Genomic DNA, 14,727 nt, shown 5'->3' on the forward strand with positions numbered 1-14,727 from the left:
GCCCGCATGGCGCTGCGCTCGCACACCGTCTTCCGCCCGCGCAGGAGATTCCGCCCCCGCAAACCCCGGACCGAAAGCGCACGACGGCCGGCTTCCGGCGCGCGCCGGCCGTCCCCCGGAGAACGCCGGCCGCTCGCCTGGCCGCTGCGCGTGCTCGCGATGCTGTGCGCCTTCGTCTTCATGGTGGCTTTCGCCGTCGTGCTGGCCCGGCTGACGCTGGAGCCGTCGCCGGCCTCGGCGTCCATCGCCCACACCAACCTTCATCCGGGCCGCTCGCTACGGGCCTATCTTCAGGAGCCGGGGCTGCGGGACGCGGTCAAGCAGATCGGGGGGAACCTGCTGCTCGGTGTTCCGTTCGGGGTGCTGGTGCCGATCGTGGCGCCGCGGGCGCGCGGGGCGCTGCGCGTGCTGCTGCTGACCGCGACCGTCATGCTTCTGGTGGAGTTCGCCCAGGGCGCCCTGATCACCGGCCGTGCCTTCGACATCGACGACGTCATCCTCAACACCTCTGGCGCGCTGGTCGGTTACTTGCTCCTGGGGCGCCGGCTCTTCCGCGCGGTGCACGCGCGCAAGCAGCGGGCATGAACGGGCGGCTGGTCCGTACCAAACTCTTGACGAGGCCTTAGTTCACTCCTTAAATCAAGAGGCATCGCCTTCACCCCCCACAACGGTGCGGCGCGCCCGCGCCCCGGGCCGCCGCGGGAAGGGAGAGTCGTGGCTTCTCCACGCCTGCTCCGCAGATGTCTCGTCGCGGCCCTGTCCGCCGTGCTGGCCGGCTCGGCCGCGATCGGCCCCGCGCGGGCGGACACGCCGAGCGCATCCGTCGCGGCGGTGACGGCCTCGCAGTTCTCGGAGTTCTCCGACACCTTCGACGGGCCCGCGGGCGCGGCCGCCGACTCCGCCAAGTGGCAGACGGAGACCGGCGACAACGTCAACAACCACGAACGGCAGTACTACACGTCGGGCAACAAGAACGCCGCCCTGGACGGCCAGGGCCACCTGGTGATCACCGCCCGCCGCGAGAACCCGGACAACTACCAGTGCTGGTACGGCACCTGTCAGTACACCTCGGCCCGGCTGAACACCTCCGGGAAGTTCGCCGCGCAGTACGGCCATGTCGAGGCCCGCATGAAGATTCCGCGCGGGCAGGGCATGTGGCCGGCCTTCTGGATGCTCGGCACGCCGGTCAACTGGCCGGACTCGGGCGAGATCGACGTCATGGAGAACGTCGGCTACGAGCCCTCGACCGTGCACGGCACCATCCACGGCCCCGGCTACTCCGGCTCCGGCGGCATAGGCGCCCCCTACACACTGCCCAACGGGCAGGCTTTCGCGGACGCCTTCCACACGTTCGCGGTGGACTGGGCGCCCGACTCGATCACCTGGTCGGTCGACGGCAACGTCTACCAGCGCCGCACGCCGGCCGACCTGGGCGGGAAGACCTGGGTGTTCAACAAGCCCTTCTTCCTCATCCTGAACCTGGCGGTGGGCGGCTACTGGCCGGGGGACCCCGACGGTTCCACCCGGTTCCCTCAGCAGCTGGTGGTCGACTCGGTGTCGGTGACCACGAGCAACACCCCCACCGGCGGCGCGATCCGGGGCCTGGCCGGCAAGTGCGTGGACGCGGCCGGCGCGAACTCCGCCAACGGCACCCCGGTGCAGCTCTACGACTGCAACGGCACCGCGGCCCAGCAGTGGACGGCCGGCGCGGACGGCACGCTGCGCGCACTGGGCAAGTGCCTCGACGTGACAGGCAACGGCACCGCCGACGGCTCGACCGTCCAGCTGTGGGACTGCACCGGTGGCCCGAACCAGAAGTGGGTGGTCTCCTCGGCCGACGACATCGTGAATCCGCAGGCCGACAAGTGCCTGGACGTCACCGGCAACAACTCGGCCAACGGCACCCGGCTGCAGATCTGGACCTGCACCGGCGGCGCCAACCAGAAGTGGACGGTCGGCTGAGGCGGCCGTGTGCCGACGGTCGGCCCGGTGACCGGCAGCGACGGGCGGGGCGCGAGCCCAGTGCCCCGGCAGGCATGTTTACCCGTGAAAGGGCGGCGTCGCGACGGGGCGAACATTGCCTGTTGGGGCACTAGGGACTGTCTGCGGTTGTGATCAAAACTGGGCTTTGGGTCCTGGCTGGGGTGCCGGTGCGGTAGGACTTCGGTGTGACACGTGCGCAACTCACGGACGAGGAGTGGGAGTTCATCGGACCGTTCCTGCCGGTCGGCAGGTTCGGACCGTACCCCGAGCGGCTGCGTGAGCAGTTCGAGGGGGTGATCTGGGGGTTCCGCACCGGCAGTCAGTGGCGGGAGATGCCCGAGCGGTTCGGCGCCTGGCAGACGGTCTACAACCGCTTCATGCGATGGCGGGATGCGGGCGTGTTCCAGGCCCTGCTGGAAGAGGCGATCGCCGAGGCCGCCCGCAGGGACGAGATCGACATGTCCCTGGTCAGCGTGGACTCCACCACGGCCCGGGCTCATCACGACGCAGCCGGCATGCGGGTCAGCGAGGACACCCTGGCCGCACTCGGGGAAGCGGCCTCCTCAAAGGGGGAACGCGCGAGGAACAAGGCGGACGGGACGGTGGAAACGGCCCTCTTCAAGCCGAGCGACGGGGCATCCGCCGCAGGCGGCAGGCTAGGCTGAAGGCCGCCCTGCTCGGCCGTTCCCGCGGCGGGCTGACGAGCAAGATTCACCTGGCCGCCGACCGGCGCTGTCGGCCGATGGCGATCCTTCTGACCGCCGGACAGGCCGCCGACAGCCCTCAGTTCATTCCGGTGCTGAACAAGGTGCGGGTTCGCCTGCCGGTCGGCCGTCCCCGCACCCGGCCCGCAGCAGTGGCCGGCGACAAGGCCTACTCCTCCCGCGCAAACCGCGCTCACCTGCGCAAACGCCGCATCAAGGCGGTCATCCCGGAGAAGAAGGACCAGGCCGCCAACCGCAGGAAGAAGGGCAGCCGGGGCGGCAGGCCCGTCACCCATGCCCCGGGCCTCTACCGCGACCGCAACACGGTCGAGCGGGCCATCAACAAGATGAAGGACTGGCGAGGCATCGCCACCCGCCACGACAAGTCGCCCGAGAGCTACCTCGCCGGACTCCATCTCCGCGCAGCGACCATTTGGATCCGCAGCCTCCTGAAAGCCCACTGATCACAACCGCAGACAGTCCCTAGTGCAGCGTCCAGGTGAACTTGTCGCCGCCGACCCAGCGGACCACGTCCGGGTCGTCCAGGTCGTGGACCACGATGCCGAACGCTGCCGCTGCCAGCAGGACGTCCGTGACAGTCTTCGCCTCCCCGACCACCTGACCGTCGATCTCCACGACACGGAAGGGTGGCCGGCCCGGCTGCACTCCGTGCACCAGGATCCGCGGCTGGGAGATGCGGGGACTCGCGACTTCGGTCATGTCATAAAGGGTAAATCGCCACGCGTGTCGGCGAATCCCCCGCGACGCCCTGCACGTCATCCGTCCAGCAGTTCGAGCACCGCCGCCTCCACGGCCCCCTGCGTGGCCGGACGGCCGAAATCCCCGTGTTCACCCAGCCGGGTGAGCGCGGGGGCGATCGTCTGCCCAGCCTCGAACAGTTCGAAGACCTTCGGGTCGATGCAGAAGGACCGGCACACCGCCGGCGTGCTGCCCCAGGTGGTGACTGACCTCGCGGACCGCCCGGGCCACCTGCCGACGCCGTGCCGCGGCCGTCGCCTAGGCCTGCCTGGTGGGGACGGCGACCCCCACGACGGCGAGGACCGTGGCGTGCCAGGTGCGGAAGTCCTTGGCGGTGATGTCGGTGCCGGACAGCCGCCGCGGTGCCTCGTTGAGGTCGGCGCGCCGATGCGGAAGAAGCCCAGGTCCAGCAGACGCACCGCGCAGGCGGTGACCCGGGCCCGGCTCAGGCCCCGGCCGGTCAGTTCGAGGGCGACCCGGGCGCGCGGCTCGGGCAGGGCGCGGGCCACCTGGCGCACGTGCTCGTGCTTGGCCTGCTCGGTCGGGGCACGGATGCGGGCGGTGTGGGGCCGGTGAGCGGCTCGCCGTCGATGTCCTCGTAGCAGGAGCCCCGGCCGCGGCGGACCGGGGTGAAGCCGGGCCGGTCGCAGGAACTGGTACGCAGTCTCACCACGGCTCGCTCAGGGACGCCGCCAGTCGTCGCTGGTCAGGTGCGACCCGGCCTGCGGGCCCATCCGGAGCATGCCGCCGTCCACGACCCAGGACGCCCCGGTGACGTAGGAGGCCTCGGGACCGGCGAGGAAGGCGATCACGGCGGCGACCTCCCGGGCGTCACCCGGGCGGCCCAGCGGGACGCCGTGGCGCTGCTCGGTGTGCACGTCCGTGTCCTCCTGGCCGGTCATCGGGGTGGCGATCTCGCCGGGTGCCACCGCGTTGACGGTGATGCCGTGCTCGGCCAGCTCCAGGGCCATGACCTGGGTGAGCAGGCCCAGACCGCCCTTGGCCGCGCAGTACGGGGCCGCGCCCACCCGCGGCTGGTGCTCGTGCACGGAGGTCACGTTGACGATCCGGCCGCCGTGGCCCTGCCGGATCATCTGCCGGGCGGCCTTCTGCCCGCACAGGAAGGGGCCGACCAGGTCGACGTCGAGGACCTGGCGCACGTCGTCGAGGCCGAGGTCGAGGAAGGGCGTCATGGTGCCCGTACCCGCGTTGTTGACCAGGACGTCGATGCGGCCGAGCTCCCGGCACAGCTCGTCGACCGCGTCGGCGGCCGCGGGCAGCACGGTGAGGTCCATCTGCGCGACCGCGGCCCGGCGGCCCTGGCCGCGAACCTCCTCGGCGGTCTCCTCGGCGCCCTTCTCGTCGCTGTGCCAGGTGATGCCGATGTCCATCCCCGCTTCGGCCAGGCGGACGGCGGTGGCGCGGCCGATGCCGGAGTCGGCGCCGGTGATCAGGGCCACCTCGGGTGCGAACGGCGTGGGGGCGGACATCGCAGGCCTCCTGCTGGGCGGTTCCTCACGTAATCCTCGGGGACTCCTCGGGGACTCCTCGCGGAATCATCGCGGGACCCTCGCGGACGAGGCATCGCAGTACCCGGGGGCGGGAACGGCAAACCGGTGGGTCCGCCGTCCCGGTCGGCCAGGACCGCCCTGGTGCGGTCCGGAAGTGCGGGGGAACTCGGAGTGGTGGAGGTGGCGATGGACCCCGTCGAGGCACTGGACCGGATCGCCTTCCTGCTGGAGCGGTCCCTGGCACCGACCTACCGTGTGCGCGCCTTCCGTACGGCCGCCGGGGTGCTGTCCCGGCTGCCCGCGTCGGAGGTGGCCGAGCGGGCGTCCGACGGAACGCTCGAGACGCTCAAGGGCGTCGGCCCGAAGACCGCGCAGGTGGTCCGCGAGGCGCTGGCCGGGCAGGTGCCCGGCTATCTGCGGAAACTGCAGGCGGAGGCGGAGCGGGAACGGCCGGCACAGGCCGGCGGGCGGCTGCGGTCGCTGCTGCGCGGGGACTGCCACCTGCACTCCGACTGGTCCGACGGAGGCAGCCCCATCGAGGAGATGGGCCGGACCGCCGCGCGCCTCGGGCACGAGTGGGCCGCGCTGACGGACCACTCGCCGCGGCTGACGGTGGCCCGCGGGCTGTCCGCCGAGCGGCTGCGCGAGCAGGTGCGGGTGGTGGCGGAGCTCAACGCGATCTGGTCCCCGTTCCGGCTGCTCACCGGCATCGAGTGCGACATCCTCGACGACGGCTCCCTGGACCAGGAGCCGGACCTGCTGGAGCAACTCGACGTCGTGGTCGTGTCGGTGCACTCCAAGCTGCGGATGGACGCCCGCTCGATGACCCGCCGCATGGTGGCCGCCGTACGCGATCCGCACTCCGACGTCCTCGGGCACTGCACCGGACGGCTGGTGACCGGGCGGGGGCGGCCGGAGTCGGAGTTCGACGCGGACGAGGTGTTCGCCGCCTGCGCCGAGACCGGTACGGCACTGGAGATCAACAGCCGCCCGGAGCGGCTGGATCCGCCGCGTCGGCTGCTGCGCCGGGCCGTCGAGGCCGGCGTGCTGTTCTCCGTCGACACCGACGCGCATGCCCCCGGCCAGCTGGACTGGCAGATCCTCGGCTGCGCGCGGGCCGAGGAGTGCGGGGTGCCGCCCGAGCGCGTGGTGACCACCTGGTCCCGGGCGGAGCTGCTGGCCTGGACCCGGGAGCGCCGCACGCCGTCACGGGTGGCGTGAGCCCGGCGTGGTACCCGTGCGAGACGAGAGAAAGGACCTACGGATGGACCGTGCCGCGCTGTTCGACGTCGACGGAACGCTCGTGGACACCAATCACCTCCACGTCACCACCTGGTGGGAGGCCTTCCGCCAGGCCGGTCACCGGGTGCCCATGCACGCCATCCACCGCTCCGTGGGGCTCCGCTCGACCGATCTGATCGCGCACCTGCTCGGCGAGGACCGCGACGAGGAGCAGGACGCCGCTCTCAGCACCGCCCACAAGGTGCTGTACGCCCAGTACTTCGATCATCTGCCCGCCCTGCAGGACGCCGGCCGGCTGCTGCGGCGCCTGCACCGCGACGGCTGGAAGGTGGTGCTCGCCACCTCGGCGAGCGGCCCGGAGCTGAGCGCGCTGCGCCGCGCGATCGACGCGGACGACGCCATCACCGCGACGGCGAGCGCCGACGACGTGGAGTCGGGAAAGCCGTCGCCGGAGCCCGTCGAGCACGCGCTGGAGCTGGCCGGGGTGCCTTCGGGGCGTGCGGTGTTCGTGGGCGACACGGTCTGGGACATGCGGGCCGGCAGCCGGGCCGGGGTGACCTGCGTGGGCCTCCTGTGCGGCGGGATCCCCCGCGCCGACCTCGAGCAGGCCGGCGCACAGGTGATCTACGACGATCCCGCGCAGCTGCTGGCGTCCCTGGCGGACGGCCCGCTGGGCTGACGGCGTCACCTGCCGACCGGGACGATTCGCACGCCGCCGGCCCGTGCCTTCGGTCACCCGCCGCTTAGGACCGGCCGGCCTGGGGATACCCGCACGGCATGACACGAGGGACGGAGGCTCTGCGAAAGGACGTGGCAGCCATGGGCCGCTCGGCCGGCGCCCGGCCGGTCGGGCTGGTGTGCGCGGAGGCACGCGCGGTCGCCCGGGCGGCCCGGAAGGCCTGGCGTGGCCCGGGCCGGGAGCGGGACATGGTCGTGCAGTCGCTCAAGGCCGCGGCCGCCGCACTGCTGGCCTGGTGTGTGGCGAGAGTCTGGCTGGACGACCCGATGGCCCTGATGGCGCCCTGGGTGGCGCTGGTCCTGGTCCAGGCGACGGTGTACAGCTCACTGATGCAGGCGGCGCAGCAGTTCACCGCCATCTGCGCCGGGGCGTTGTTCGGCTCGGCGGCACAGGCGGTCACCGGTGACACCACGGGGGCGCTCGCCCTGTGCGTTCCGGTTCTGATGCTGCTGGCGAACTGGCCCCGCTTCGGCGACCAGGGGGTCTACGGAGCGACCACGGCGGTGTTCGTACTGGCTTCGGGCAGTGTCTCGGCCTCGGCGGTGGGGCACCGGCTGGGCCAGGCGGCGCTCGGCGCGGTGATCGGTGTCGCCGTCAACGCCTTCGTCCTGCCGCCGGTCCATCTGCGCGACGTCCGGCACAACCTCGCGGCGCTCGCCCGGGAGGCGGGTGAGGTGCTGGACGCCATCGCGGCCGGTCTGGGCCGGGAGGACGGGGACCGGGAGGCGCCGGCCGACTGGTCGCACGGCGCCGACCGGCTGGAGCACCGCCTGGAAACCCTGCGGGCCGCCCGGGCCTGGAGCCGGGAGAGTCTGCGCCTGACGGATCGCCCCCTGCGTGCCCTGCGCCGGGTCCCCTCGGACGTGCCGTCCGAGGAGGAGGACGAACGCTGGAGCCGGATCACCGGCCATGTCCGGACCCTCACCCGGACACTCGCGGTCGCGGCCGACGACCGCCGCGCGCCCGCCCCGCCGGACCCGGCGGTACTGCGCCCGTACGCGCGTCTGCTGTCGTTGATCGCCGAGGCCTGCCATGCGGAGGCCGGGCGCCTGCTCGACGGTCGGAGGGCCCGGCGCCCGGCCGACGACGAAGCCGAGGAGACGAGGCGGGACCTGCACGCGCAGCTCCAGGCCCGGCTGCGGGAGCACGCGGGGCGGGAGGCGGCACGCACCGCGGTGCTCGGCTCGATGCTGCTCCAGGCCGAGAACCTCTGGGCGGAGGCCGTACCGGGCATCGCGCGAGAGTGACACGGATCACCACAAAACGTGGCAGACACCGGAACACCGTTCGGCTTAAGCCCTGTGGAGCGTCTCGCCGAGAGGCGACCGCCATACGCGCCCACGCCGACCGCCCCGACGGCCCCGACGGCCCCGACGGCCCCGACGGCCCCGACGGCCCCGACGGCCCCGACCGAGATTCCCCCGTCCGGTCGGGGCTTTCTCATGTCCGGCCTGGCCCGGGCCGACTTCGAGGGCGCTCGCGGGCGCGCCTAGGGCTGGGGGGTGTCGAGCTGCTTGGGGCCGTAGAGGGCCGCGGGCGCGCCCGCGGCCAGGGCCCAGTAGCGGTCTCCGTACGACCAGTGCCACCACTCGGTGGGGTAGTTGACCAGGCCGGCCGCGGTCAGTGCCGCGCCCAGCGCCTCGCGGTTGGCCCGGGCCTCGTCGGAGATGTTCCGGGCGCCGGTGTAGCAGGCCCCGTCGCTCTGCTCGGGACTCGCGTTCATCGCGGTGCCCAGGTCGAGTTCGCGGCCGTCGGGGCCGGTGAGGGTGAGGTCGACTGCCGCCCCGGCGGAGTGCGGGGCGATCTCGGGCGGCGACACATACCGGCTGGCGGCCGCCCGCACCCGGTCGGAGGGCCACCGCGGATTCCGGGCGCGCAGTTCGTCCGCGTACCGCTCGAAGTAGAACCGTTGCAGGGGCGGTGGCCGGTAGCCCTCCACGAACAGCAGGTGCAGGCCTTCGGGGAGCAGGGCCTGCGCGGCGAGGAGGCGGTCCAGGACTCCCTGGCGCAGCAGGACCTCGGCGCCATGGGAGTCCTTGTGCTTGCGGTCGTCGACCCGCAGTGCGCCGCGCACGTCGACGAGTGGTTCACCGCACTCTTCCACCGGAACGGCGGCGACCCGGGCGTCGGACATGAGGATGATCTCGCTCATGGTTGCTGATCATTCCCTGGAAGCGGGGGCCGTGGCCAGGGTGTCAGCGCGCTGTCATGAACTCGCGGAGGTCCGCATTGAGTTGTTCGGCGTGGGTGATGAACAGGCCGTGGCCCGCGTTGTCGTAGATCTTCAGGTCGGCGTCGGGCAACAGCCGGGCGGCGCGGCGGCCCGTGACGTCCAGGGGGGCCGAGGTGTCGTGCGTGCCGTGCAGGACGAGGACCGGCAGGTCGAGCTTGGGCAGCTCAGGGGCGACATCCACGGCCGCGACCAGCTCCTGGACGGCCGCGGTGGCGCGAGCGGTGGCGCCCAGGCACCGGCCGACGAGGTAGCGCACATAGGCCGGGGAGACGTCGTTGCCGGGCCGGTCGAGGGCGAAAAAGGCGTCGACCCCGCGCTCGAAGAAGGCCGCCCGGTCACGGCGGGAGGCCTCGTTGCCGGCCCGTACGACGGCAGGGTCCGCGCCGCCCGGGTTGTCGGGCGAGCGGACCACACTCGGCGCGATACCGGCGACGAGGGCGATCCGGGCGACGCGGGCGGCACCGTGCCTGGTCAGGCAGCGCACGATCTCGACGCTGCCCATCGAGTGGCCCACGAGGCTCACCGAGTGCAGGTCCAGGTGGTCCAGCAGCCCGTGCAGGTCGTCGGCGAGGGTGTCGAGGTCGTATCCGTGCCAGACGTCCTCGGACCGCCCGTGCCCCCGCCGGTCCAGCCCGACGCAGCGGTAGCCCTCCTCGGCCAGCGGCAGCATCTGGAACTCCCACATCTCGGTGCCGAGATAGGCACTGTTCACGAAGACCACCACGGGTCCCTCGGACGGCCCGTAGTCGACGTAGTGCAGGCGGGTGCCGTCGGCGGGGCTGGTGAAGTACGGCATGGCGGGTCCTTTCGGATTCCGGTGGTGGCGGGCTTCCCGGGTACGCCTCGAATGGTTCCGGGCGGAGCCGGACGGGTCGATTACCTCCGAGGTCATGCGCCGCCCACCCGCACGTCAGGCCTGCCGGGCGGCCGTCGCGTGCATCGCCGGGGATCGGGTACTCGAGGGCGGCAGTGTCCGCCGTCGCCGAGAGGAGCCGAGGGTGAGCAACGCGTCGGGCAGCAGGATCGTCGTCACGGGCGCCACCGGCAATGTCGGCACGAGCGTGGTGCGACTTCTCGCCGAGGACCCGGAGGTCGGGTCGGTACGGGGTCTGGCCCGCCGGATCCCCCAGTGGTCGCCGCCGAAGACGGAGTGGTCGGCGGTCGACGTCGCGTCCGAACAGGCCGGTCTGGCCGGGGAGTTCGCGGGCGCCGACGCCGTGATCCATCTGGCGTGGGCGTTCCAGCCGACACACGACCCGGCGACGACCTGGCGCACCAACGTACTGGGCGGCATCCGGGTCTTCGAGGCGGTGGCCGCCGCCCGGGTCCCGCTGCTCGTGCACGCGTCGTCGGTCGGTGCCTACTCTCCGGGGCCGAAGGACCGCGCGGTGGACGAGTCGTGGCCGACCCACGGGTGGCCCGACGCCGCGTACTGCCGGGAGAAGGCCTATCTGGAGCGCGCTCTGGACACCTTCGAACGTGATCACCCGAGTACCAGGGTGGTCCGTATGCGTCCGGCCTTCCTGTTCAAGCGGGAGTCGGCGGGCGAGCAGCGCCGGATCTTCGCCGGCCGCTTCCTTCCGGGTCCACTGGCCCGGCCCGAGCTGCTGCCGTTCCTGCCGGACATTCCCGGGCTGCGGGTGCAGGCCCTGCACACGGACGACGCCGCCCGGGCCTACCAGCTGGCCCTGCGGCACCGGGTCCGGGGCGCCTTCAACCTGGCCGCCGAGCCGCCGATCGACGCGCAGATGCTGGGCGAACTGCTCGGCGCCCGCCCCGTGCGCCTGCCGCGCACCGCGGCCCGCTCGGCGATCGCCGCCGCCTGGGGCCTGCATCTGCTCCCCGCCTCTCCGCACCTCTTCGACGCCGTGCTCCGCCTCCCCCTGATGGACTGCACCCGCGCCCACACCGAACTGGGATGGCGACCCGAGCGGACGGCGACCGAGGTGCTGCAGGAGTTCCTGCAGGGCCTGCAACAGGGCGACGGGGCGGCCACGGAACCGATGCGGGGCCGCAAGGTCGGCTGACCCGCCCCGTACGTACACGGCGGAACCGACGGCCGCTGGGGAGCGGTGCGGGAAAGCGGGAAAGCGGGAAAGCGGGAAAGCGGGAAAGCGGGAAAAGGGTGTCACGGCGCTCGCGGCGCCGGGATGGTCACGGCGCCGCGAGCGTCCCCACGCCCCGCCACCTGACGCGGGAGGGACCAGGCGACGGGGCAGGGGTCGGGGTGTGGGGTCCAGGGGCAGGGGCCTGGGGCGGGGTCAGTCGGACGGTTCGTCCGGCACGGGGTGTTCCGGGTGCACGGCGCCCGAGTGCGCGGCACCCTTCCGGCCCGTGCCCGCCACATCGGTGTCGGGGACGTCGTCCGCGGGTCCGGCGCTCCCGTGATCCTCCTCCTCGGCCTCGGCCCCTTCGCCTTCGGGTGTCACCTCCCAGGGGTCCTCACCGGCGCCGGACTGCTGATCCGGCATGTCCCGGGGCACGGGCGCGCCATTCTCGCCGGGCGCCTCGTCGCGATGGTCGACCACGGCGTACTCCCTTCCGGTCGTCGGAGCGACGCGCGAGTACCTCCACGCTGACCGGCGAAACCCGCCTCAGCCATGGAGCCGCAGCGCCCGCATCTGCTCCTCCAGGGGACCGAGTCCTACGTCCCGGCGGCGCTCGTCCACGCTCTGCGGCCGCCGCACCGGGTACGGGCGCAGCGTCACGGGGTTGACCCGCGTCCCGTAGAACTGCGGTTCGCCCAGTTCCACGGCGCAGTGGTCGGCGATGTACGCCAGGTGGACCGCGGGGCAGTGGCCGTCGGCCGTGGCCTGGGCGATCAGGTCCCGGCAGCGCAGCCGGAAGTCGAGGTCGGGAGCGTGCAGCAGGATCATCAACGCCGCCGTCGACGCGGCCGCGCCCACCACATCGGCGCTCGGCCACCCGTGCCGGCGGACGATTGCCGCGAGCGCCTCGGCGTTGTCCCGACGGCACTCGACGACACGGCGCCGACGCTGCGGCGTGGGACCGGCCGCGGCCTGCCGCGTCAGCTCCCGGTCCGCCTCGGCCCTCCGTACCAATTCGGCCGCCACGGCGGAGGCGAGCGCGGGCGACAGCGGCACCTCCCCGGAGCCGGCCGCCGCCGCGTCGGCCCCGGACCCGCCGGATGCAGACGCAGACGCACGATCCACGACGGGGGACACGCCGACCGCGGGCGGAGCCTCCGTCTCTCGTGACGCACCGACCGGGGAGACGGAACCGGTCGCCCCGTACTCGTGGGACGCGGACACGCAATCGCCGCTCGCCCCGGACCCACGGACCGCAGACACGGAACCGCCACCCGCCCCCGACCCACGGACCGCAGACACGGAACCGCCACCCGCCCCCGACCCACGGACCGCAGACACGGAACCCCGCGCGCCGGACCCACGAGCAGCGGACACAGCCCCCCTCGCCGCGGGCCCCCGGCCCCCGGAGACGGAACCCGTCGCGGGGAACACGTCCTCCTCCGACGCGGAACCCTCCGGGTTCCGGTCCGGGCGCCTCGTGGTGTCCCTCATGGCGCCGCCCCTCGCCGGTGCAGGACGAACCACACTCTCTTGCCCGGGCTGCCGGGCTCGGGCGGTGCGATGCCCCAGTCGTCGGCCGGCGCGGCCACGATGGCCGGCCCGCGTCCCGACTCGGCCACCTCGTCCACCGCGCACGGCTGCGGCAGTGCGGGCGAGTGGTCGGCGACTGTCACGCGCAGGGTGCGGGCGCTCGACTCCAGGGTGACGGTGACCGTGTCCCGGGGGTCGGTACTCGCGTGCTTGACCGCGTTGGCGAACAGCTCTCCCACCGCCAGGACGGCGTCGTCCAGTTGGCCGGCCGGCAGCCGCGTTCCGGCAAGGTGCCGGGTGAGCAGCAGGCGCACGGCGGACCCCCAGGAGGGATGCGCGGGCACGGTGGAGCACAGGCGCAGGGGTTCGCCCACCGGCACCTCCTCGGGTCCGGCACGAAGGCTCGCCCCATGGCCCTCCCGCCCGTCCCCGCTGTCCGCGAGTGAGCGCGACGGCCCGCGGCGCTGGGCCCTGGATGCCGTCATCGGTCCTCCTTCGTGTGCGGCACGGTGGTGGACGCGCGGCCGGCGGCTCCGGCGGCCGATCGTCCCGCGCGGCACCGCACCAAGGGATGTCGGGAGTGTCCGGATGCGGGCACGGCGGGGGCATGCGGCACCGGCGAAACGCTTCGGCGACGACGAGCGACCGGCGCAGGCTCCGGGCGATGGGTGGCTCCGCCCCGGACGAGAGCCGGATCCGAGTGATCCATTGCTCCGCCCCGGAAGGGGGCCGACTCCGTTGGGACCGGCCGGGCGAGCGCAACCGCCAAGGCCCTCTCGCCCGCAGCCGCTAAGTCGCTTTCGCCCACGGCTGGGCCCTTTCTCGGGCTCCTCGACTGTCCGTCGGTCACGGTGGCCATCCCGGTCTCGCCTCGCGGTCCGGTGCGGACGGGCCGCACCTGTCGGAACATCAGTTCCGTTGCCACCGTGCCCAGTTGACCGCCGACGCGGCGGCGGTACGGCAGCTCCCCGGATCACTATGGTCTCCGGCACACTCACCTCGCAACCTGCGTCCTGATAATTTCAGAAGGAGCCGCACCACCCTGTCTGTGTCGTCGACGCCGTGGCACACTGCACGCTGTGACGGCCACTCCGGGAGGCAGGACGTGAGTGAGAACCGCTCTGGCGGCAGTGCACCCACCGTCCTGCGAATGGTTCTCGGCAAGCGCCTGCGACAGCTGCGGGAACGGGCCGGAGTCTCCTTCGAGGAAGCCGCCCGGGCCATCGAGGTCACCCCCTTGACGGTCCGCCGGATCGAGAAGGCCGAGGTCGGCCTGCGCATCCCGTACGTCAAGGAGTTGCTGCGCGCCTACGGGGTCCCGCAGGCGGAGATCGACGACTTCGTCACCCTGGCCAGGGAGGCCAACCGGCCCGGGTGGTGGTACAAGTTCCGCGACGTGCTGCCCGACTGGTTCCGCGCCTACGTGAGCCTGGAGAGCGAAGCCAGCGTCATCCGTCTGTACGAACCCCACTACGTCCCCGGCCTGTTGCAGACGTCCGAGTACGCCACCGCGCTCATGCGGATCGGCTTTCCCAACGAGTCGACGGAGGAGACGGCCCGCCGGGTGGCCCTGCGCCTCAAGCGTCAGGACCTGATCGCCAAGCCGGACGCCCCGGTCGTCTGGGCCATCCTGGACGAGACGGTGCTGCGCCGCCCCGTCGGCGGCGTCGAGGTGATGCGGGCCCAGATGGACCGGCTCCTCGAGGTCCTGGAACTTCCGAAGGTCCGCATCCAGGTCATGCGCTACTCCGTGGGCGCCCACCCGGGCGCCTACGGCCCCTTCCACCACTTCCGCTTCGGGTTCTCCGAACTGCCCGACGTCGTCTACACCGAGAACCTCGCCGGGTCGGTCTACTACGACCGCCCGGAGGACGTCGTCACCTATCTCGAAGTACTGGACCGGATGTCCGTCCAGGCGGAACCGGTCGCACGAACCGGGGACATCCTGGCTGAACTGCGTAAGGAGTTGTGACCC

At 72.7% G+C, this 14,727-nt stretch carries 15 protein-coding genes and 1 pseudogene; 8 read left to right on the plus strand and 8 right to left on the minus strand.

Features of this window, described 5'->3' with window-relative positions:
* Positions 1 to 6: 6 nt before the first annotated feature.
* From AB0A61_RS14425 to AB0A61_RS14435, 3 genes and pseudogenes are all read left to right on the plus strand, one after another.
* On the plus strand, positions 7 to 585 hold the full coding sequence (locus tag AB0A61_RS14425) for a VanZ family protein (protein ID WP_361291556.1): 579 nt from the start codon (positions 7 to 9) through the stop codon (positions 583 to 585).
* Positions 586 to 714: 129 nt separating this feature from the next.
* Positions 715 to 1,962, plus strand: coding sequence for a family 16 glycosylhydrolase (locus tag AB0A61_RS14430; RefSeq protein WP_361291371.1), 1,248 nt, complete (start codon positions 715 to 717; stop codon positions 1,960 to 1,962).
* 206 nt (positions 1,963 to 2,168) lie between these two features.
* Positions 2,169 to 3,151, plus strand: a pseudogene (locus AB0A61_RS14435) (IS5 family transposase).
* 19 nt (positions 3,152 to 3,170) lie between these two features.
* Here the strand turns inward: AB0A61_RS14435 and AB0A61_RS14440 are convergent.
* From AB0A61_RS14440 to AB0A61_RS14450, 3 genes are all read right to left on the minus strand, one after another.
* The gene (locus AB0A61_RS14440) at positions 3,171 to 3,407 is read right to left on the minus strand and encodes a hypothetical protein (RefSeq protein ID WP_361291374.1); all 237 of its coding nucleotides are present in this window, start codon (positions 3,405 to 3,407) and stop codon (positions 3,171 to 3,173) included.
* 56 nt (positions 3,408 to 3,463) lie between these two features.
* Complete coding sequence (locus tag AB0A61_RS14445; RefSeq protein WP_361291377.1) at positions 3,464 to 3,625, minus strand: hypothetical protein; 162 nt, start codon at positions 3,623 to 3,625, stop codon at positions 3,464 to 3,466.
* Between the two features lie 501 nt (positions 3,626 to 4,126).
* The gene (locus tag AB0A61_RS14450; RefSeq protein ID WP_361291380.1) at positions 4,127 to 4,936 is read right to left on the minus strand and encodes an SDR family oxidoreductase; all 810 of its coding nucleotides are present in this window, start codon (positions 4,934 to 4,936) and stop codon (positions 4,127 to 4,129) included.
* Positions 4,937 to 5,143: 207 nt separating this feature from the next.
* Here AB0A61_RS14450 and AB0A61_RS14455 point away from each other — a divergent pair, with 207 nt between their 5' ends.
* The 3 genes from AB0A61_RS14455 (at position 5,144) to AB0A61_RS14465 (ending at position 8,185) form a co-directional block, all read left to right on the plus strand.
* A complete protein-coding gene (locus AB0A61_RS14455; protein ID WP_361291558.1) occupies positions 5,144 to 6,178 on the plus strand; it encodes a PHP domain-containing protein in 1,035 nt (344 codons plus the stop codon).
* Positions 6,179 to 6,221: 43 nt separating this feature from the next.
* Entirely contained in the window at positions 6,222 to 6,878 is a 657-nt protein-coding gene (locus AB0A61_RS14460; protein ID WP_361291383.1) for an HAD family hydrolase, read from the plus strand.
* A 140-nt stretch (positions 6,879 to 7,018) separates the two neighbouring features.
* Positions 7,019 to 8,185: an aromatic acid exporter family protein gene (locus tag AB0A61_RS14465; RefSeq protein WP_361291386.1), complete on the plus strand. Its 1,167-nt coding sequence runs from the start codon at positions 7,019 to 7,021 to the stop codon at positions 8,183 to 8,185.
* 242 nt (positions 8,186 to 8,427) lie between these two features.
* On the opposite strand, the gene AB0A61_RS14470 is transcribed toward AB0A61_RS14465, so the two are convergent.
* Both AB0A61_RS14470 and AB0A61_RS14475 read right to left on the minus strand, forming a co-directional pair.
* A complete protein-coding gene (locus AB0A61_RS14470; RefSeq protein ID WP_361291389.1) occupies positions 8,428 to 9,090 on the minus strand; it encodes a M15 family metallopeptidase in 663 nt (220 codons plus the stop codon).
* 43 nt (positions 9,091 to 9,133) lie between these two features.
* Positions 9,134 to 9,967: an alpha/beta hydrolase gene (locus AB0A61_RS14475; protein WP_361291392.1), complete on the minus strand. Its 834-nt coding sequence runs from the start codon at positions 9,965 to 9,967 to the stop codon at positions 9,134 to 9,136.
* 202 nt (positions 9,968 to 10,169) lie between these two features.
* On the opposite strand from AB0A61_RS14475, the gene AB0A61_RS14480 reads away from it, so the two are divergent.
* Positions 10,170 to 11,198, plus strand: a complete 1,029-nt coding sequence (locus tag AB0A61_RS14480) for an SDR family oxidoreductase (RefSeq protein WP_361291395.1) — start codon at positions 10,170 to 10,172, stop codon at positions 11,196 to 11,198.
* Positions 11,199 to 11,432: 234 nt separating this feature from the next.
* On the opposite strand, the gene AB0A61_RS14485 is transcribed toward AB0A61_RS14480, so the two are convergent.
* The 3 genes from AB0A61_RS14485 to AB0A61_RS14495 all read right to left on the minus strand — a co-directional run bounded on the left by AB0A61_RS14485 (position 11,433) and on the right by AB0A61_RS14495 (position 13,237).
* On the minus strand, positions 11,433 to 11,699 hold the full coding sequence (locus tag AB0A61_RS14485) for a hypothetical protein (RefSeq protein ID WP_361291398.1): 267 nt from the start codon (positions 11,697 to 11,699) through the stop codon (positions 11,433 to 11,435).
* A 66-nt stretch (positions 11,700 to 11,765) separates the two neighbouring features.
* Positions 11,766 to 12,275 (minus strand): DUF6624 domain-containing protein, encoded by a 510-nt coding sequence (locus tag AB0A61_RS14490; RefSeq protein ID WP_361291401.1) that lies wholly within the window; start codon positions 12,273 to 12,275, stop codon positions 11,766 to 11,768.
* Positions 12,276 to 12,709: 434 nt separating this feature from the next.
* A complete protein-coding gene (locus tag AB0A61_RS14495; protein WP_361291404.1) occupies positions 12,710 to 13,237 on the minus strand; it encodes an ATP-binding protein in 528 nt (175 codons plus the stop codon).
* Between the two features lie 665 nt (positions 13,238 to 13,902).
* Between AB0A61_RS14495 and AB0A61_RS14500 the strand changes: the two genes are divergently transcribed.
* Positions 13,903 to 14,724 (plus strand): helix-turn-helix transcriptional regulator, encoded by an 822-nt coding sequence (locus tag AB0A61_RS14500; protein ID WP_361291407.1) that lies wholly within the window; start codon positions 13,903 to 13,905, stop codon positions 14,722 to 14,724.
* Positions 14,725 to 14,727: the final 3 nt, after the last annotated feature.

The organism is Streptomyces sp. NPDC046197, assembly GCF_040646295.1.
Lineage (GTDB): Bacteria > Actinomycetota > Actinomycetes > Streptomycetales > Streptomycetaceae > Streptomyces.

Bases quoted from the DNA above. Each gene is read 5' to 3' on its own strand.
- AB0A61_RS14465 (WP_361291386.1), top strand. From the start codon at position 7,019: ATGGGCCGCTCGGCCGGCGCCCGGCCGGTCGGGCTGGTGTGCGCGGAG.
- AB0A61_RS14450 (WP_361291380.1), bottom strand. From the start codon at position 4,936: ATGTCCGCCCCCACGCCGTTCGCACCCGAGGTGGCCCTGATCACCGGC.
- AB0A61_RS14455 (WP_361291558.1), top strand. From the start codon at position 5,144: ATGGACCCCGTCGAGGCACTGGACCGGATCGCCTTCCTGCTGGAGCGG.
- AB0A61_RS14475 (WP_361291392.1), bottom strand. From the start codon at position 9,967: ATGCCGTACTTCACCAGCCCCGCCGACGGCACCCGCCTGCACTACGTC.
- AB0A61_RS14425 (WP_361291556.1), top strand. From the start codon at position 7: ATGGCGCTGCGCTCGCACACCGTCTTCCGCCCGCGCAGGAGATTCCGC.
- AB0A61_RS14460 (WP_361291383.1), top strand. From the start codon at position 6,222: ATGGACCGTGCCGCGCTGTTCGACGTCGACGGAACGCTCGTGGACACC.
- AB0A61_RS14495 (WP_361291404.1), bottom strand. From the start codon at position 13,237: ATGACGGCATCCAGGGCCCAGCGCCGCGGGCCGTCGCGCTCACTCGCG.
- AB0A61_RS14440 (WP_361291374.1), bottom strand. From the start codon at position 3,407: ATGACCGAAGTCGCGAGTCCCCGCATCTCCCAGCCGCGGATCCTGGTG.
- AB0A61_RS14500 (WP_361291407.1), top strand. From the start codon at position 13,903: ATGGTTCTCGGCAAGCGCCTGCGACAGCTGCGGGAACGGGCCGGAGTC.
- AB0A61_RS14470 (WP_361291389.1), bottom strand. From the start codon at position 9,090: ATGAGCGAGATCATCCTCATGTCCGACGCCCGGGTCGCCGCCGTTCCG.